The sequence below is a fragment of the Streptomyces sp. NPDC041940 genome (assembly GCF_055589465.1).
In genome coordinates, this window is sequence record NZ_JBVJBP010000011.1 from 151734 (window position 1) to 169525 (window position 17792).

11 protein-coding genes are annotated in these 17792 nt (G+C 71.9%); 2 read left to right on the plus strand and 9 right to left on the minus strand.

Going from position 1 to position 17792, the window contains the following annotated elements:
* Position 1: 1 nt before the first annotated feature.
* The 7 genes from ACZ6I3_RS20360 to ACZ6I3_RS20390 all read right to left on the minus strand — a co-directional run bounded on the left by ACZ6I3_RS20360 (position 2) and on the right by ACZ6I3_RS20390 (position 6624).
* The gene (locus ACZ6I3_RS20360) at positions 2-1420 is read right to left on the minus strand and encodes an MFS transporter (protein ID WP_469416226.1); all 1419 of its coding nucleotides are present in this window, start codon (positions 1418-1420) and stop codon (positions 2-4) included.
* Positions 1417-2181 carry an aspartyl/asparaginyl beta-hydroxylase domain-containing protein gene (locus ACZ6I3_RS20365; protein ID WP_469416228.1) on the minus strand — a complete coding sequence of 255 codons (765 nt, stop codon included), beginning with the start codon at positions 2179-2181 and terminating at the stop codon, positions 1417-1419. The genes ACZ6I3_RS20360 and ACZ6I3_RS20365 overlap by 4 nt, the downstream gene beginning before the upstream one ends.
* The gene (locus ACZ6I3_RS20370; RefSeq protein ID WP_469416230.1) at positions 2178-2849 is read right to left on the minus strand and encodes a sigma-70 family RNA polymerase sigma factor; all 672 of its coding nucleotides are present in this window, start codon (positions 2847-2849) and stop codon (positions 2178-2180) included. Before ACZ6I3_RS20370 ends, ACZ6I3_RS20365 begins: the two co-directional genes overlap by 4 nt.
* Positions 2850-2958: 109 nt before the next feature.
* Positions 2959-3567, minus strand: a complete 609-nt coding sequence (locus ACZ6I3_RS20375) for a hypothetical protein (protein WP_469416231.1) — start codon at positions 3565-3567, stop codon at positions 2959-2961.
* Positions 3564-4100 carry a copper chaperone PCu(A)C gene (locus ACZ6I3_RS20380; protein ID WP_469416232.1) on the minus strand — a complete coding sequence of 179 codons (537 nt, stop codon included), beginning with the start codon at positions 4098-4100 and terminating at the stop codon, positions 3564-3566. Before ACZ6I3_RS20380 ends, ACZ6I3_RS20375 begins: the two co-directional genes overlap by 4 nt.
* A complete protein-coding gene (locus ACZ6I3_RS20385; RefSeq protein ID WP_469416234.1) occupies positions 4100-6376 on the minus strand; it encodes a heavy metal translocating P-type ATPase in 2277 nt (758 codons plus the stop codon). Before ACZ6I3_RS20385 ends, ACZ6I3_RS20380 begins: the two co-directional genes overlap by 1 nt.
* Positions 6376-6624 carry a hypothetical protein gene (locus ACZ6I3_RS20390; protein ID WP_469416368.1) on the minus strand — a complete coding sequence of 83 codons (249 nt, stop codon included), beginning with the start codon at positions 6622-6624 and terminating at the stop codon, positions 6376-6378. Before ACZ6I3_RS20390 ends, ACZ6I3_RS20385 begins: the two co-directional genes overlap by 1 nt.
* Positions 6625-6851: 227 nt before the next feature.
* Between ACZ6I3_RS20390 and ACZ6I3_RS20395 the strand changes: the two genes are divergently transcribed.
* Positions 6852-9842: a LodA/GoxA family CTQ-dependent oxidase gene (locus tag ACZ6I3_RS20395; RefSeq protein WP_469416235.1), complete on the plus strand. Its 2991-nt coding sequence runs from the start codon at positions 6852-6854 to the stop codon at positions 9840-9842.
* A complete protein-coding gene (locus ACZ6I3_RS20400) occupies positions 9839-10957 on the plus strand; it encodes an NAD(P)/FAD-dependent oxidoreductase (RefSeq protein WP_469416237.1) in 1119 nt (372 codons plus the stop codon). Before ACZ6I3_RS20395 ends, ACZ6I3_RS20400 begins: the two co-directional genes overlap by 4 nt.
* Positions 10958-10966: 9 nt before the next feature.
* Here ACZ6I3_RS20400 and ACZ6I3_RS20405 read toward each other — a convergent pair whose 3' ends face one another.
* Complete coding sequence (locus ACZ6I3_RS20405; protein ID WP_469416238.1) at positions 10967-13438, minus strand: SpoIIE family protein phosphatase; 2472 nt, start codon at positions 13436-13438, stop codon at positions 10967-10969.
* A 67-nt stretch (positions 13439-13505) separates the two neighbouring features.
* The gene (locus tag ACZ6I3_RS20410; RefSeq protein ID WP_469416239.1) at positions 13506-17507 is read right to left on the minus strand and encodes a hybrid sensor histidine kinase/response regulator; all 4002 of its coding nucleotides are present in this window, start codon (positions 17505-17507) and stop codon (positions 13506-13508) included.
* Positions 17508-17792 lie beyond the last annotated feature (285 nt).

Consider the following 17792-nt stretch of genomic DNA (forward strand, 5'->3'; position numbering starts at 1 on the left):
TTCAGACGGCTGTGGTGGTGCCAGTGGGCCTGCGGAGGAGGAGCGGCGCGAGCGCGCCGCAGCCGATACCGCCCGCGATCACGAAGACGGCGGTACGGATGCCGTCGAGGAGCCCGGGGCCGGATCCGTTCTGCCCGACTCCCCCGGCGACCGCGACCAGCGCGGCGAGGCCGACCGCCCCGCCCACCTGGAGGGTGGTCGACGCCAGCCCCGAGGCGATGCCCTGGTCCTCGGGGGCCACTCCGGCGGACGCGGCGATCCACATCCCCGTCCACGCGGCCCCCTGGCCGAGGCCAAGCAGCACGATCCCCGGCAGCAGCGCGGGATACGAGCCGTCCGAGGTGAGCGCCAGGCCGAGGGCCGCGGCCCCGGCGGCACCCAGCACCATGCCGCCCACCAGCATGCGGCGCGTCCCGAAGGCGGACACGGCCCGTTCGCCCGCCTGCGTACCGAGGGCCACCACCAGGGCCGGCACGAGGAACGCGAGCCCGGTCCCGACCGCGCTGTAGCCGTGGACGGTCTGGAAGTACAGGGTCAGGAAGTACGGCACCGAGCTGAACGTGGCGCTGAACAGGGCGGTCAGCCCCATGGCCGTGACAGGGCCGCGGTGGGCGAACAGCCTTGCGGGCATGAGCGGATCACGGGCTCTTCTCTCGACGACGGCGAAGAGCGTCAGCAGACCGGCCGAGAGCGCCGCGCTCGTGAGGGCCGTGCGACTGCCCCAGCCCGCCGCGGGGCCCTGCACCAGCAGGAACACCAGGAGCGTGACCCCGCCCGTCGCGGTCAGCGCGCCCGCCACGTCGAAGTGCCGCGAGCGGTCGACCGGTCCGTCCTTCGGGAAGAGCGACCACGCGGCGACCGCGAGGGCTCCGGCCACGGGCACGTTGACGAAGAACACCGCCGGCCAGCCGAACGCCTCCACCAGGAAGCCGCCCAGGAGGGACCCGAAGCAGAGCCCGCCGGCGCCGGCGGCGCTCCACACCGCCAACGCGCGGTTCCGGTCCGGTCCTTCGTCGTACAGGGTGTTGACCAGGGACAGCGTCGCCGGGAACAGCAGAGCGCCGCCGACACCCTGGACCGCCCTGACGGCGACCAGGACGCCGGGTGACTCCGAGACTCCGCCCACGAGGGACGATCCCGCGTACAGCAGAGCCGCCAGGACGAACATCCGGCGTCGGCCGAGCAGATCCGCGGCCCGGCCGCCCAGCAGCAGGAAGCCCCCGGTGGCCACGACGTAGGCGCTCACCACCCACTGCAGATCGTGGTCGGAGAAGCCCAGCCCGGTGCCGATGTCGGGCAGCGCGACGTACACGATGTTGTAGTCGAGCGAGATGACGAGCTGCCCCGACGCCAGCACGAGCAAGGGAAACCCGAGGGGTTTTCGCGGCGTGGTCTTCCCGGGCTCTGTCGCGGCCGTCATCGGTCACCCCCGCTCTCCCCCATGAGCCGACGGACCTCGGTGACGAGGGCGACCAGGGCCCGACGCTCCGGAACGGTCGTCTCCGGGTGCCAGAGGTCGATGAGCAGGCAGGTCCGTGGCCTGGTGCCGTCGTTACGTGCCTCGTGCTCGAAGGAGTAGTCGAAGAGCAGGCATTTCCCCTCCTCCCAGGAGCGGGTCTCCCCCGCGACCGTGATGCGGCACCCTTCGGGGACGTCCACGGCGAGATGCAGATTGATGCTGAAGTTCCACAGATCGCAGTGCGGTTCGATGAAGGCGCCCGGCAACAGGGTGGAGAAATGGCATTCCAGGAGAGGGCATATCTTGCCCGTGTCGACAGCGGCGTCCTTCAGCACCCGATAGGCGGTCGGAGCTGTGACGGCCGATTCCTCGACGAGGCCGCCCTTGCGGTAGAGATACAGGGCCTGCCAGTTCTCTTGGCGCCTCAGATAGTGCTCGTAGTCGGCGAACACCTCCCGGCGTGCCATCCACGCGCTGCGCAACTCCTTCTTGATGGCCTGGTGATGGGCCTCCAACTCCGCGACGACGGGGGCTAGTTCGGTGTAGGCGTAGGGGTCGTGCCAGGGAGTGGGCGAGAGTCCCGGCATGATCCATCTGGCCGCCCTCTGCAACGGATGCCGTTCGAACCCGCCGGGCTCCAGCATCTGCTCGACCCGGGAAATCGATTCCGCGCCGAACTCGGCTCGGACGGCGGCGAAGGCGTTCTCTATCTCTGGTGTCACACGGTTCTCCGCAGTGCCGTTGCGCGACGCTCGAACTTCAGGGCCGACTCCGAGCTGTTCTGTCGGGCTGATAGTCGGTCGGGAAAGGGGTTGAGTTCCTCGCTCGCGCCGGCTTTCTCGGCTTCCTGAAGGAGCGTGACAAGGGCGGCCCGGGCTCGTGCCACCCGCGAACGGATCGTGCCTATGGGGCAGTCGCCCGTCTGGGCTGCCTCGTCGTAGGGCAGTCCCGTCAGTTGGGTGAGGACGAACGCCTCACGGCGCTCGGCGGGCAGCGTGTCCAGGAGGTCGAGCAGGGCCACGCCGTCGTCGAAGCCGGGCAGACCGGTCGGCTGGGCGCGTTCGACCCATGCCGTCCAGTCGTCCACGTAGGCCGGTTTCGGCCGTGTGGCGGCGTACCGCAGGCTGTCGATGACCGTGCGGCGCGCGATGGACAGCAGCCAGGTGCGTGCCGACGAGCGCCCCTCGAACCGGTGCAGGCTGCCGAGCGCCCGCAGGAACGTGTCCTGCGTCAGGTCGTCGGCCAGCTGACGGTCGGCGGAGAGGTAGGTGACGTAGCGGACGACGTCCGGATGGAGTGCGCGTACGAAGCGGTCGACGGCGTCGGGGTCGCCGGACCGGGCGGCGAGAGCCCAGGCCGTGGCACGGTCGTCGCGGACAGGAGTGATCACCTGATGTCCTTCTCGGGTGATCCGGGGCCGGTTCGGCAAGGCGGCGGCACGGTTGGGCACGCCACGGCCGAAGGGGTCCCGGAACGGAAGTGGGATGGAGCCGGCTGTCTCAGACGACAGCGGTCCCCGCCGGAGGCCCCCGAGAGATGATCGTGTACGCGAAGGTCAGCCGCAGGACCCGCTCCGCACGCTCGCGCGTCGGCCGCAGGCGGGGCCGACGGGGCGGGGCCGGCAGCGGCGACGGCAGCCGCAGCGGAGCGGCCAGCCGGCCCGCGACGGCGCGCAGAAGACGGAACGCGGCCTGCTCGCCGAACGCCAGCCACACACCGCTCAGCAGAGCGGCCAGCAGATGGGCGGCGAGCATGCCGAGCGACGACGTGTCGCCGGTGCCGTGGGCCATGTGGCCCAGGTGCTCGGCGTGCGTCGCGTGGCCCATGTCCATGGACGCCATGTCCGCCGAGCCCGCTGACCGGCCCCATGAGAAGACCGAGTGGAGCGCCCCCTGGGCTACGACGGCCACGGACACGACCAGCGGGAAGCCTCGTTCACGGCCCGCCAGTGCCCAGCCGACGCCACTCGTGACGACGAACCCGGTGGCCACGGTCCACCCCGGCACGGTGGAGCCCGACATCACCACGTGCCCGAGGGCGGCGAGCAGCACGCAGACGGCCGCGAACACCGCGGCCCGCAGCAGGCGCGCACACCACCCGGCAGTCATGACGGCCGCTCACCCGCGTCCTGGCCCGGACGGACCACCACCGCGAGGGTCTTCACGGCCCCGCTGCGTTCGAAGTGCAGCGTGAAGGCGACGAGGTCACCGGTCTGCCAGCCCTCGTTCGCGGGCACGATCACGTCGAAGCCCGCCGGTGACATCACGAGGCTGCGCCCGGCCGGGATTCCGACGGAGGACACCGTCCGGTCGGAGGCCGTGCTGGAGCTGGTCATGACGTGGCGGCTCAGGGTGGTCCCACGGTCGCCCGCCTCGGCGGTCGTCACCTTCAGCAGCCGGTCCGGCGTGCCTCCGCTGTTGGTGATGCGGAAGAAGGCCGCCGTGTCCGGGGTGGCACCGGTGGGCGCGAACACCTTGCCGTCGGTGACCGTGATCGAGGCCGGAGTGCCGGCGTTGCCGTATGCGGTCCAGACGCTCAGTCCGCCGAGGGCGAGGCCGCAGGCGGCGACGGGTGCGGCCGCGGCGAGCAGGGTGTCGGCAAGCCGGCGGCGGGTCGGGCGCCAGGGGCTCTGTCCGGTCATCAGGCGCGTCTCCGGGCGGCGGGGGAGGCTGAGGGCGACGACTGCCAGGCGCGCAGCCGAAGGCTGTTGGCGACGACCAGCACCGAGCTGGCCGACATCGCCGCGGCGGCGAGCATGGGGTTCAGCAGGCCCACCATGGCGAGCGGGACGGTGACGACGTTGTAGCCGAAGGCCCACACCAGGTTGGCGCGGATCGTGACCAGCGTGCGCCGGGCGAGCCGGACCGCGTCCGCCAGGGCCTCGATGTCCCCGCGCACGAGCGTGACATCGGCGGCGCCGACCGCCACGTCCGTGCCGCCGCCCATGGCGATGCCCAGATCGGCACCCGCCAGCGCCGCCGCGTCGTTCACGCCGTCACCGACGACCGCGACCCGGTACCCCTGCTCTTTCATGTCCCGTACGAGGCCGGCCTTGTCCTCGGGGGTGCAGCGGGCGTGCACCTCCTCGATGCCGAGCGCCTGCGCGACGGCCCGGGCGGGCGCCTCACGGTCGCCGGTGGCCAGGACGGGCCGTATGCCGAGGCGCCGCAGCCGGTCCACGGCCCGGTAGCTGCCGGGCCGCAGGACGTCCCCGATCTCGATCAGGGCCTCGGCCGTGCCGTCCACGCGGACCACGACCGGCGTACGGGCGGCGTCCTCGGCCCCGGCCAGGGCGGCCACCAGTTCGCCGGGCAGGTCGTCGCCGGGGGCGAGGACTTCGACCAGCCGCCCCTCGACACGCCCCCGCACTCCGCGCCCCGGCAGCGCGCCGAACTCGCTCACGTCCGGCAGCCTCTGCTCGCCCTGCTCCCGCCGCGCGCGGGCACAGACGGCCCGCCCGAGCGGATGCTCCGACCCCTGTTCCACCGCTCCCGCCAGCCGCAGTACCGCCTCCTTCCCGAGTCCGTCCGATACGGCCGTGATCCGGGCGACGGTCATGTGTCCGGTGGTGAGGGTGCCGGTCTTGTCGAGCACGACGGCGTCGAGATGCTGAAGCCCCTCCAGGGCCTGCGGGCCGGTGACCAGCACGCCCAGCTGAGCGCCCCGGCCGGTCGCGGCCATGAGCGCGGTCGGTGTCGCGAGGCCCAGCGCGCACGGGCAGGCGACCACCAGGACCGCGACGCACGCGGTGAGCGCGGCCTGCGCATCGGCACCGGCGCCCAGCCAGAACCCGAGCGCGGTGACGGCCAGCACCAGCACGACCGGCACGAACACCCCGGCCACCGAGTCGGCCAGCCGCTGGGCGCGCGCCTTACCGGCCTGTGCCTCGGTCACCAGCCGGGTGATCCGGGCGAGTTGTGTGTCGGCACCGACGGCCGTGGCCCGTACGAGCAGCAGTCCTCCGGCGTTGACGGCGCCGCCCACGACCGCTGATCCCGGTCCGACTTCCACGGGCTCGCTCTCGCCGGTGACCAGGGACAGATCCACGGCCGAACTGCCGTCCGTCACCTGCCCGTCGGTGGCGACCCGCTCGCCCGGCCGCACGAGGAAGACCTGTCCGGCCCTCAACTCCTCGATCGGTACGAGCCGTTCCGAGCCGTCGTCGGTCCGGACGGAGACCTCCTTGGCCGCGAGCCTTGCCAGTGACCGCAGCGCCTCCCCCGTCCCGTGCCGCGCCCGCGCCTCCAGGAACCGCCCGGCGAGCACGAACAGCGGTACGCCCACGGCAGCTTCGAGGTAGAGGTGCGCGACGCCGTCCGAGGCGGTGGGTACCAGGGTGAACGGCATCCGCATCCAGGGATCGCCCGCGCCTCCGAGGAAGAGCGCGTACGCGGACCAGGCGAAGGACGCCACCACGCCCAGCGACACGAGCGTGTCCATCGTCGCCGCCGAGTGCCGCAGTCCCCGGACCGCCCGCACATGGAAGGGCCAGGCACCCCATACGGCCACGGGCGCGGTGAGTGCGAAGCACAGCCACTGCCAGTTGCGGAACTGCAGCGCGGGCGCCATGGACAGGACCAGCACGGGCAACGCGAGCAGGGCGGTGACGACCAGCCGGTCGCGTTCTCGCCGGGTGCCCTCGGCGTCGTCGCGGTCACCGTCCGCCGGCTCCTTGGCCGTGGGCGGCTCGGGCAGGGCCGCCGTATAGCCGGCCTTCTCGACGGTGGCGACGAGTTCCTCCGGACCGATGTCCGCCGGATGGCTCACGCGCGCCGTGCCGGTGGCCAGATTCACGGTCGCGGTGACCCCGTCCAGCTTGCCGAGCTTCTTCTCGACCCGGGTCACACAGGCCGCGCAGGTCATGCCGCCGACGGTCAGGTCGGTCGTCACCAGAACGGCCCCCGCTTCAGCCCCCATCAGCCGTGTCCCCCCTGCATACCGTCCATGTCTCCCATACCCCCGCCACCGCTCGGTTCGCCGCCGTCGCGGCTCGTGCTGTCGCCGTGCATACCGGGTGCGACGGGGCCGGCGCCGACGCCGACGGCGTAGGACACCGCGAAGACCAGAACCAGCAGCAGGAGGAAGCCGCAGAGCGCGGGCGGAGGCGCCGCTTTCCGCAGGCCCGCGCTCACGCCGTTCGAAGGGGACTGCTGAGCCTCGTCCATCAACCGCGTCTCCAGGTCACGTCGTACGACGTCGCTCGGATCGCGCCGCACCGGTTCAGAGGTCGGACGGGCCGTCAGGTGAGTTCCTGAAGGGGGGTATGGCGCAGATCACACGAGGCCGCGGCACTACACCGAACGAGCGACTTAGGCATATTTTCTCCGGTCTTGTTCCACCTATGAGCAGGGAACGAACGCCGAATCAGCCAGACCAGCGGGAGAGCGCGCCCATGACCGGGACAGCCGACCAGCCCCAGAACTCCGCGCAGCCGCCGGCCGACTGCGCGGCCGAGCCGATCGCCGGCATCGTGGCCGAATTCGTCGACAAGCGCATGGGGCAGCGGATCGCCCAGGGCCAGGACCCGGTGCTGCGGCCGGTCTTCGTCAAGTACCACGGCACCGCCCGGGGTGTGCTCACGGTCGCCCCCGATCTGCCGCCGGACCTCTGCATCGGATTCCTCAAGGCCGCCCGGGACCAGGGCGGTCTGACCGCCTGGGTTCGGTTCTCCAGCGACATCCTCCCGGACCGCCCGGACTTCCGCCGGACCCTCGGTATGGGCATCAAGCTGTTCGGCGTTCCCGGCCCGAAGCTGCTGGAGGACGAGAGCCGGACGGACACGCAGGATCTCATTCTGCAGAACCATGACGTGTTCTTCGTCGACACCGCCCGGGACATGTGCGAGTTCCAGCAGGACCCGGTCGCGTACCAGAACGCGCATCCGGAGACCCGCAGCATTCTGCTGGCCATGCGCAAGCCCGAGGAGAGCACGCTGACGGCCAGGTACTGGGGCGTGCTGCCGTACGCGTTCGGGGCCGGCCGCCATGTGAAGTACGTGCTCGCGCCGGTCTCCTGCCCGCCCGGCGACCCGCAGGCGGCGCCCCCGGACGAGGACCCCGCCTTCATGCGGGGAGATCTGCGGCACCGGCTCGCCGCGGGCGAGGCCGCCTTCGACCTGCTGGTGCAGTTCCGCACCGACCCGGACCGGATGCCCCTGGACCGTGCCACCGTGCGCTGGGAGGAGTCGCTGAGCGCACCGGTCCGCGTGGCGCGGCTGACCCTGCGTCAGCAGGATGTCCGGGCGCGCGGTCAGGACGCCTACGGCGAGAACCTGGCCTACAACCCCTGGCACAGCCTGGCCGAGCACCGGCCGGTCGGCAGCGTGGCCGACGCCCGCAAGGTCGTGTACCGCGCTTCGGCCGCACGACGCCGCGACGCGAACGGTGTTCCGGTCGCGGAACCGGGTCCCGCACGGCCGCCGTCCGCCGAACCCCTCGGGCGTGACACCCGGATCGTGCGGGCCGCGATCCATCCCGCCATCGGAGTGGCGCGGGTCGGCGACAGCGCGGACGAGTTCTTCCTCGCGCCGGAGGTGGACGCCCCTCCCCCGCTGCCCACCGGCTCGTACAAGGACGCGGCCGGCGCCCTGAAGCGGCAGGCGGCACGCTTCCGCGTCTACGGCTACAACGCCGCAGGGGAACCGGTCGCCGAGCTGACCGCGGACAACGCGGACATCCGGTGGACCGTGCATGTGGCCAACAAGAAGGCCGCCTGGTACCAGTTCCAGCTGGCCCTGGACATCCCCGAAGCCACGGCCGCGCCCGCCACCACGCCCCGCAATGCCAAGGTGCCGCCCGCGGAGCGCGGCAAGCTGGTCATCGACCCCGGTCCGCGCTCGATCCGCGGCCGGGACCGCATGGGCCGGCCCGAGTACCGGTTCGACACGGGCCGCTTCCTCGGCAGGCCCGTCCCGCTGGGTGAGGTGCGCACCGACGGCGCCGGCCGGCTGCTGTTCCTCGGCGGGCACGGCGTCTCGGCCTCGGTGGACCACGCGCAGGCCACGCACTTCGCCAACAACGACGGCTGGCACGACGACGTCTCCGACGGCCCGGTGAGCGCGCAGGTACGCGTCGACGGCCGTTCCGTCCCCGTCGAACCGGCCTGGGTGGTGGTGGCGCCGCCGAACTTCGCGCCGGAGCTCACGTCCGTACGCACGATGTACGACCTGATGCGTGACGTCTTCGTCTCGGCCGGCACCCTGCCACCGTCGGACAAGGTCTCCTTCACCCGTGACGTCCTGCCGGTCCTGCGGCGTCTGTGCGACCTCCAGTGGGTCAATCGCGGCATCGCCACGCTGTTCGGGCACGGCGGGCGGGAGCACTTCCTGGCGCCCGGGCGGCTCGCGAGGCTGGCCGACCCCGGGCCGCGCAACGCGGAGTTGCGACAGCAGATCTGGGCCACGATGCGGGACCTCGACCGCGACGGGCTCTCGCCCGTGCCCTGGCCGCCGCTCTACGGCGACACGATGAGCGTGCGGCCGGTCTACCCGCGGCAGCATCTGACGCTGACCCCGTTGCAGTACCGTTCGCTGGCCCGGTGGGCCGCGGGGGACTTCACCGCCGACCACGACCCTTCGGCGGTGCCGCCCGAGAGCCTCGACGCGGTGCCACTGAGAGAGCGGCCGGGCATGCTCGACCGCGCGGCCCTGTCGTTCTGTCTGGCCGACGCGTTCCACCCGGGGTGCGAGATGTCCTGGCCGATGCGCCACAGCACCCTGTACGCGGCACCGTTCCGGGTACGGCACCGCGATCCCGGCACGCCCGAGCCCGACCACGGCGCGGTGCTGACTCCGCAGACGGCGCTCGGCGCCGGCGGTCCGCTGTACGCGCAGGGGCCGGGCGATCTCACGCGCTGGATGGCGGTGCCCTGGCAGACCGACACCGCCCGCTGCCGCTCCGGCTACTACCTCGGGTACGGCCCGCGCTACGACCCCTATCTGCCCACCTTCTGGCCCGCCCGGGTGCCCAACCACGTCCTCACGGAGCAGGACTACGAGAAGGCGATCGACCCCGGCAGCCCGGCGGAGGAGCGCCGGACCGCCTTCGAGCGCCGGGCCGTGTGGGACAGGTGGCTGCCCCCGGACCGCATCGAGCAGATGAACGCCATGGTCAAGGACTTCGGCAAGCTCGGCCTCGTGGAACGGCGCGCGGGCGCCCCGGACGACCCGGAGCTGCCCGCGACGATGTTCGTGGAGTCCGCGGTGAGCTTCCATCCGGAGCAGCCTCCGCCCGCTCTGCGGAATCTGCGGTGCCTGCACGTCCCGGAGGCGGTGGACTCGGGCGACGGCGTCGTGGCCGCTGCCCTCGCCCAGACGGACGTACCCGAAGAGCAGGTGATGGCGGGCTACTTCGAGAAGGTCGAGCGCTTCCCGGACGGGCGGTGAGCTTCGAGGCGGTCGTGGCCGGAGGCGGTCCGGCGGGCGCCGTCGCGGCGCTGGTCCTGGCGCGGGCCGGCCGTCGCGTCCTGCTCGTCGACCCGGGCACGGACGGCCCCCGGTCCTCTTTGTCCCGGATCGGCGAGACGCTCCTGCCGGCGGCCCGGACGCTGCTGCACGATCTGGGCCTGTGGGACGAGTTCGCCGCGGGGCCTCACCTGCGCTGCGCGGGGACCTACGCCTCCTGGGGATCGGAGACCCTCCACGGCCGCAGCCACCTCCACGACCCGCACGGGCACGGCTGGCACCTGGACCGGAGCGGGTTCGACGCGTTTCTGCGCGGAGCGGCCGAGTCCGCCGGCGCCGAACTGCGGCGGGCCGAGGCCGTGCCGCCACCGGCCCCTCCCCCACATTCCGGCGACCGGCGCGTACTGCTCCGTAGCGGCGGCCTGCTCGAAGAGGTGCGCTGCGACTGGGTCGTGGACGCCACCGGCCGTCGCGCCGTGATCGGCCGCCGGCGGGGTCTGCGCCGCAAGCAGGACCGGCTCGTCGCCGTGTACGCGTTGTTCGGGCGACGGCTCCCCGGCCGGCGCGCCGAGGACACCGAGCTTCGCACGCTCGTCGAAGCAGCCCCCGGCGGCTGGTGGTACACGGCCAGGGTTCCGGCCGGACGACTGGTCGCACACCTCACCGACGCCGACCTGACCCACTCCGCCCTGCGCACCGCCGAGGGCTTCCTCGGCGCGATCGGGGACACCCGCCACGTCCGTACCCGTCTCGACGGCTACGACCCGGCCCATGCCCCGGCGCCGCGCTGGACCGCCGCCCACGGGCTGCGGCTGTGCCCGGCGGCGGGCCCCGGATGGATCGCCGCCGGAGACGCCGCCCTCGCCTTCGACCCGCTCTCCTCCCAGGGCATCCTCACCGCCCTGCACACCGGGGCCCGCGCCGGCCGGACCGTCGACCTGTGCCTGTCCGGCGAGACGGCCGCCCTCGACGGCTACTCCCGGTTCCTCGACGGGATCACGGACGCCTACCAGCGGCATCACGCCGAGACCTACGGCCAGGAGCGACGCTGGCCGGGGCACACGTTCTGGGATCGCCGCTCACCCGCGAGGGCGTGACGCCGCCGCCTACATGACTTCGATGCTGATGATGCAGGTGTCGTCGTCCGTGTCGGATCTGCTGTAGGTGAGCAGATGGTCGAGGCGCTGGTCGAGGGTGGTCTTCTTGGCGCTGGCGGTCACCAGGAGATGCTTCAGGGACTCCTCCATGGAGCGGTCCCTGCGTTCCACCAGTCCGTCGGTGTACATCAGCAACGTGTCGCCGATCTCCAGCCGCATCTCCTCCTCCTGGTAGGTGATGTCCGACGCCGCGCCGAGCAGCAGACCCTTGAGCAGGGGCAGGGTCGTCGCCTGCCCCTCCCGTACGAGAACCGGCGGCAGATGCCCGGCGCGGGCCCAGCGCAGGACACGGCGGGAGGGGTCGTACAGCGCGCAGACCGCGGTCGCCGTCACCGAGTCGGAGAGGTGGTGGGCGACGCTGTTCAGCCAGGACAGCAGCTGGGCCGGGCCCGCTCCGGTGACGGCCAGGCCGCGCAGGGCGTTGCGGAGCACGACCATGCTGGTGGCCGCCTCGATGCCGTGCCCGGCGACGTCTCCGACGCTCAGCAGGATGTGCTTCGAGGGCAGGACCACGGCGTCGTACCAGTCGCCGCCCACGAGGTGATCGGTCTCGGCGGGCCGGTAGCGCACGGCCGTGCGCAGTCCCGGCGCGTCCAGGGGTGCCGCCGTGGAGGGCATGATGGCCTGTTGCAGTTGCAGGGCCAGCCGGTTGCGCTCCGCCGACTGCTGTTCGGAGTGGGCGAGTTGGTCGCGGGTGGCGGCGAGCGCGACCTCCGTCCAGTGCTGCGCCGAGACGTCCTGGTAGGCGCCCCGCACGGCGAGCAGGCTGTCGTCGATGTCCACGACGGGTTCGGCGACCACCCGGATGTGGCGCGTCACCCCGTCCGGGCGCAGCAGGCGGAAGGCCGCCGACGCCGGCTTGCGGTGGTGCAGTACGGTCCGCAGGAAGCGGCCGATGGCGACGGCGTCGTCCGGGTGGGCGTGGGCCCGCAGTTCCTCGACGGGGGCGGGCCCGTCGGACTCGGCCCTGCCGTAGAGGGCGAACAGCTGGCTGTTCCAGGTGATCTCGCCCGTGACGAAGTTTTCCTCGAAGCCGCCGATCCGGCCGAGGCGTTGCGCGTGTTCGAGGAGATTGGCCAGGCGTGCCATCTCGTCCTCGATCCGCCAGATCAGCAGCACGCTGTCGCCGTGCCGGGTCATGCTGACCTCGGCGACGGAGGACAGCGGCACCTGGTCCACGAGCGCGGTGAGTGTCATGTGACCGGCCCGGAAGGGCTCGCCCGTGGCGTAGACGCGTTCCAGGTGGCTGAAGAGGCCGCTCTCGTCCGCTGCCAGGGGATACGCCTCCAGCAGCAGTGCGCCGTCGACGGTGCTGCGGGGGCGTCCCGCGGGGTCGCGGAAGCGCTGGTTGACGTGGTGGATGCGGAAGTCGGTGAGATGTCCGGTGTCGTCGACTTGGGGGATGAGCACCAGCGCCGGGTCGTACAGCGAGTCGGCCAGGTCAGCCAGTTCCGCCAGGACGGTCCTGGGCGGAGAGCCGTCGAGGGTCAGGGAGGAGGAGGGCGAGTGGATCTCCAGGGTGTGGGCGCACAGTTCCGCGAGTGCTTCAAACTGGCGGACGACGGCGGGCGGTTGCGCCACCAGCGGGGTCGGCCAGCAGATCTCGAGCACGCCGTGGATCCGTCCGCCCACGCCGGTGGGGACAGCGACCCGTCCTCCGTCGGGGTGGTGGGTGCGGCCGATGGACGGAGGCCCGACCGCCAGGGATCGGATCCACTCGGGCCTGCGCTCGGTCAGCGCGGCGCGGGCCACGGTCGCCACGCCCGGCGGTACGTAGCGCCAGCGCTCTGCCTCGCCCTCGGGAAATCCGGAGCTGCCCACGAGCGTCAGGGAGCCGTCGGCGCCGGCCGCCCAGATCGCCACGCCGGTCGCTCCGAGCGGTTCCAGCGCGTGCTGCAGCAGGGAGTCGGCGACTGCCTGGGTGTCCTCTGCGGCCAGGGCACTGCTCTCCGCCGTGCGCAGCCGTACGGCCGCGGACACGGCGGGTGGCGTGTCGGGCGGGGTGCCGCGGACCGCCGTGGCGAAGTCGACCGCGACCTCGGTCAGACGGTCGCGTGCCGTCTGGTTGATGATGTCGACGGCCAGCTCGAGAGGGGTCATCGCCGACTGTTCGGCGAGTTCGGACAGTTGCCGGGCGGCTTCGGCGGGACCGCAGTGCAGCCGCTCGACGAGCACGCCCTTGGCGAGATCCATGAGGGCGCGTCCATCGGCCGCGGCGTGCGCCGCCTGCACCTCGTGGCGCAGGCGTTCCACCGTGACGGCCAGCCGGCCGACCGGAGAGGTCAGCGGTCCGCCGGGCGGCTCGGCGGTCGGCATGCCGTCACTCTCGGCAGGCCCGGCGCCCGACGGCCCTGTCGCAGGGCCGTGCCGTAGCGGCTCGTCGTCCCGGGAGGGGTCCCCGGACAGATCAGTGTTGCTCACGTGGACGCTTGCTCCTTCTGACCCGCACATCGTGTGGGAGGCGTCGTGATGTCGGTGGGTTTCGGCGTCACGCGGACAGCCAGTGCCGCACGCAGGCGATGAGGTCGTTCGCGTCGACGGGCTTCGTCACGTAGTCGCTGGCGCCGGCCGCCAGGCTCTTCTCCCGGTCGCCCGGCATGGCCTTGGCCGTGACCGCGACGATCGGCAGGCCCCGGTACTCGGGCATCTTCCTGATCTCGGCGGTGGCGGCGTACCCGTCCATCTCCGGCATCATCACGTCCATCAGCACGAGCCGGATCTCGGGGTGCGCGGTGAGGATGTCGATGCTCTTGCGGCCGTTCTCCGCGTGCAGCACCCGCAGGCCGTGCAGTTCGAGGATGCCGCTGAGGGCGAAGAGGTTGCGGGCGTCGTCGTCGACGACGAGCACCGTCTGTCCCGCCAGGGTGATGTCGACCTCCGGGGCCTTGCCCAGGCCCTCCTCCATCCGCACGAGCGGCACCACGTCCCCGGGCTGCTCGGCCGACAGATGCAGGGTGATCCGCTCCTTCAGCTCGTCCAGGCTCGACAGCACCTCCAGCGGGCGGTTGTCCGCCCGGGCCTGCAGGGCGGCCTCCTGAGCCGCGCTCGGACGGTGGTTGTTGTGGACGAGGACCGGGACGGTGGCCAGCGCGGCGTCGCCGTCCACGGCCTCGAGGAGCCTCGGGCCCTCGCCGTCGGGCAGATCCATGCTGAGGACCACGCAGTGGCACGGCCCGGCGGCCAGGGCGGAGGCCGCCTCCTGGGCGTCCATGGCGGTGACGATCTCCACGGCGTCGTGCTGGTCCCGCGCGGCACGGCTCTGGTCCAGGTCGGCGACGGCGCTCTCGGCGACCACGGAGAGCAGCCCGCGCACCCGCTCCTCGACGATCAGCAGCCGCCGGGTGTGCGGTACCGGCAGCGCGAGGGCCGTACCCGGGCGCTGGCCCTCGGCCGGTCCGACGGCGCTGTCGTCGTCCTGTGTGCCGTCCAGCCGGGGTGCGGCGGAGAGGTCCTCGAAGTCGGCGCGCGCCACCGGAAGGTAGAGCGTGAAGGTGCTGCCCTGCCCCGGGTTGCTGTCCACGGTCACCGCGCCGCCCAGGAGGTGGGCGATCTCCCGGGTGATGGACAGTCCCAGACCGGTGCCCCCGTACTTGCGGCTCATGGTGCCGTCCGCCTGCTGGAAGGCGCCGAAGATGGTCTCCAGCTGCTGCTCGGGGATGCCGATGCCGGTGTCCTCGACGCGGAAGGCCACCACGGGGCCGCCGCGGTGCACGATGTCGGGTACGTCGTCGTCGGCCGCGGGCTCGATGTGCAGCTCGACGCCGCCCCGCTCGGTGAACTTCACCGCGTTGGACAGCAGGTTGCGCAGCACCTGGCGCAGCCGTGCGTCGTCGGTGACCAGGTCGGCGGGCGCGCCCGGGGCCCTGGTGATGGCGAAGGTCAGGCCCTTCTGGGTGGTCATCGGCCGGAAGGTGGCCTCGACGTAGTCCAGGAGGCGGCGCAGCGGCACGCGTTCCGGGGCGATGTCCATCTTCCCCGCCTCGACCTTCGACAGGTCGAGGATGTCGCTGATGAGCTGCAGCAGGTCGGAGCCGGCGGAGTGGATGATGCCCGCGTACTCCACCTGCTTCGGCGTCAGGTTCCGGGAGGGGTTCTGGGCGAGCAGCTGGGCGAGGATGAGCAGGCTGTTGAGCGGGGTGCGCAGTTCGTGGCTCATGTTGGCCAGGAACTCCGACTTGTACTTCGAGGCCAGCGACAGTTGCTTGGCGCGGTCCTCCAGCTCCTGGCGGGCCTGTTCGATCTGCAGGTTCTTCGCCTCGATGTCCCGGTTCTGCGTGGCCAGCAGGGTGGCCTTCTCCTCCAGCTCCGCGTTGGACCGCTGCAGCTCGCCCTGGCCGGCCTGCAACTCGTCGGAGCGGACGCGCAGTTCCTCGGCCAGTCGCTGGGACTCGCCGAGGAGTTCGTCGGTGCGGGCGTTGGCGAGGATGGTGTTGACGTTGACGCCGATGGTCTCCCTCAGTTGCCCCAGGAAGTCCTGGTGGATCTGGGTGAAGCGGGTGACCGAGGCCAGCTCGATGACGCCGAGCACCTGTTCCTCGACGGTGAGGGGCAGCACCGTCAGCGAGGTGGGAGTCGTGCTGCCGAGCCCGGAGGAGATGGTCACGTAGTCGGCCGGGAGCTCGTCCACGGTGATGGTGCGGCGGCTGCGTGCCGCCTGGCCGATCAGGGTGTGCCCGAGGGGAATGCGCTCCAGGCGGTCGCCGTCGGCGGGATATCCGTAGGAGCCGATGAGCCGCAGCTCCACGCCGGTGCCGGTCTCCTCGGCCAGGTAGAACGCCCCGTACTGCGCGGAGACCAGCGGCGTCAGCTCGTCCATGATGAGTTCGGCGACGACGTCCAGGTCCCGGTGCCCCTGCATGAGGGAGGACACCCGGGCCAGGTTGGACTTCAGCCAGTCCTGTTCCTGGTTCGCCTGCGTCGTGTCCCGCAGGGACTCCACCATCGCGTTGATGTTGTCCTTGAGCTCGGCCACCTCTCCGGAGGCGTCCACCGTGATCGACCGGGTGAGGTCGCCCTCGGCGACGGCACTGGCCACCTCGGCGATCGCCCGGACCTGCCGGGTCAGGTTGCCTGCCAGCTCGTTCACGTTCTCGGTGAGCCGCTTCCAGGTGCCCGAGACGCCCTCGACCTCGGCCTGACCGCCGAGCCGGCCCTCGCTGCCGACCTCCCGCGCCACGCGGGTGACCTCGGCGGCGAACGACGAGAGCTGGTCGACCATCGTGTTGATGGTGGTCTTGAGTTCCAGGATCTCGCCGCGCGCGTCGACGTCGATCTTCTTGGACAGGTCGCCGTTGGCGACGGCCGTGGTCACCAGCGCGATGTTGCGGACCTGCCCGGTCAGGTTGTTCGCCATCGAGTTGACGTTGTCGGTGAGGTCCTTCCACGTCCCGGCGACGTTGGGCACATGGGCCTGGCCTCCGAGGCGTCCCTCGGTCCCGACCTCCCGGGCCACGCGGGTCACCTCGTCGGCGAAGGCGGACAGGGTGTCGACCATGGTGTTGATCGTTCCCGCCAGCGCGGCGACCTCGCCCTTGGCCTCGACGGTGATCTTCTGGGACAGGTCGCCGCGGGCCACGGCCGTGGCCACCTGGGCGATGGAGCGGACCTGCCCGGTCAGGTTGGAGGCCATCACGTTGACGTTGTCGGTGAGGTCCTTCCAGGTGCCGGACACCCCGCGCACGGTGGCCTGGCCGCCGAGGTTGCCCTCGGTGCCCACCTCGCGGGAGACCCGGGTGACCTCGTCGGCGAAGGACGACAGCTGGTCGACCATCGTGTTGATGGTCTCCTTCAGCTTCAGGATCTCGCCCCGGGCGTCCACGCGGATCTTCTGCGACAGATCGCCCTGCGCCACGGCGGTGGTCACCTCGGCGATGGAGCGGACCTGGGCGGTGAGGTTCCCCGCCATGAAGTTCACCGAGTCGGTCAGGTCCCGCCAGGTACCCCGCACGCCCTTGACGTCCGCCTGACCGCCGAGCCGGCCCTCCGTACCCACCTCCCGCGCCACCCGCGTGACCTCGTCCGCGAACGCCGAGAGCTGATCCACCATCGTGTTGATGGTGTTCTTCAACTCCAGGATCTCGCCCCGGGCATCGACGGTGATCTTCTGGGAGAGGTCACCCTTGGCGACGGCGGTGGCCACCTGGGCGATGTCACGCACCTGGGTGGTGAGGTTGCCGGCCATGGCGTTGACGGAGTCGGTCAGGTCGGCCCAGGTTCCGGAAACCCCGGGTACCTGCGCCTGGCCGCCCAGCGTGCCCTCGGTACCGACCTCGCGTGCCACCCGGGTCACCTCGGAGGTGAACAGCGACAGCTGGTCGACCATGCCGTTGAACACGGACGCGATCTCGCCGAGCAGGCCGCCGGCCTCCTCCGGCAGCCTGGTGCCGAAGTCGCCGTCGCGTACCGCCGTCAGCCCGGCCAGCAGCCGCCGCAGCTCCGGTTCCCCCGGCACTGCGCTCGGATCCTGGATCGCGGTACCCGCCTTGTCCATGCTCTCCCTCTCCCCGAACGCCCCGCGGCATTCGCTGCGACACGCAGACCGGCCGTCAACTGTCGGAATTCTCGCCCCCACCGGCCGCTGCGAACGGTCTCATCGTATGGCCCGGCAGGCTCCAGAGTTGATTCCGGCAAGTATTGTCACGCGACAACGGCCGAAGGTCGACTGCCGAGCCTTCCGGTAACCGATCGGGCCACGACGCGCCGCCGGGACTCCGGCCGTCACCGCCGCCGGACGCCGCGCGAAACGACGCGGCGCCCCTACCGGCGGTTGCTCCAC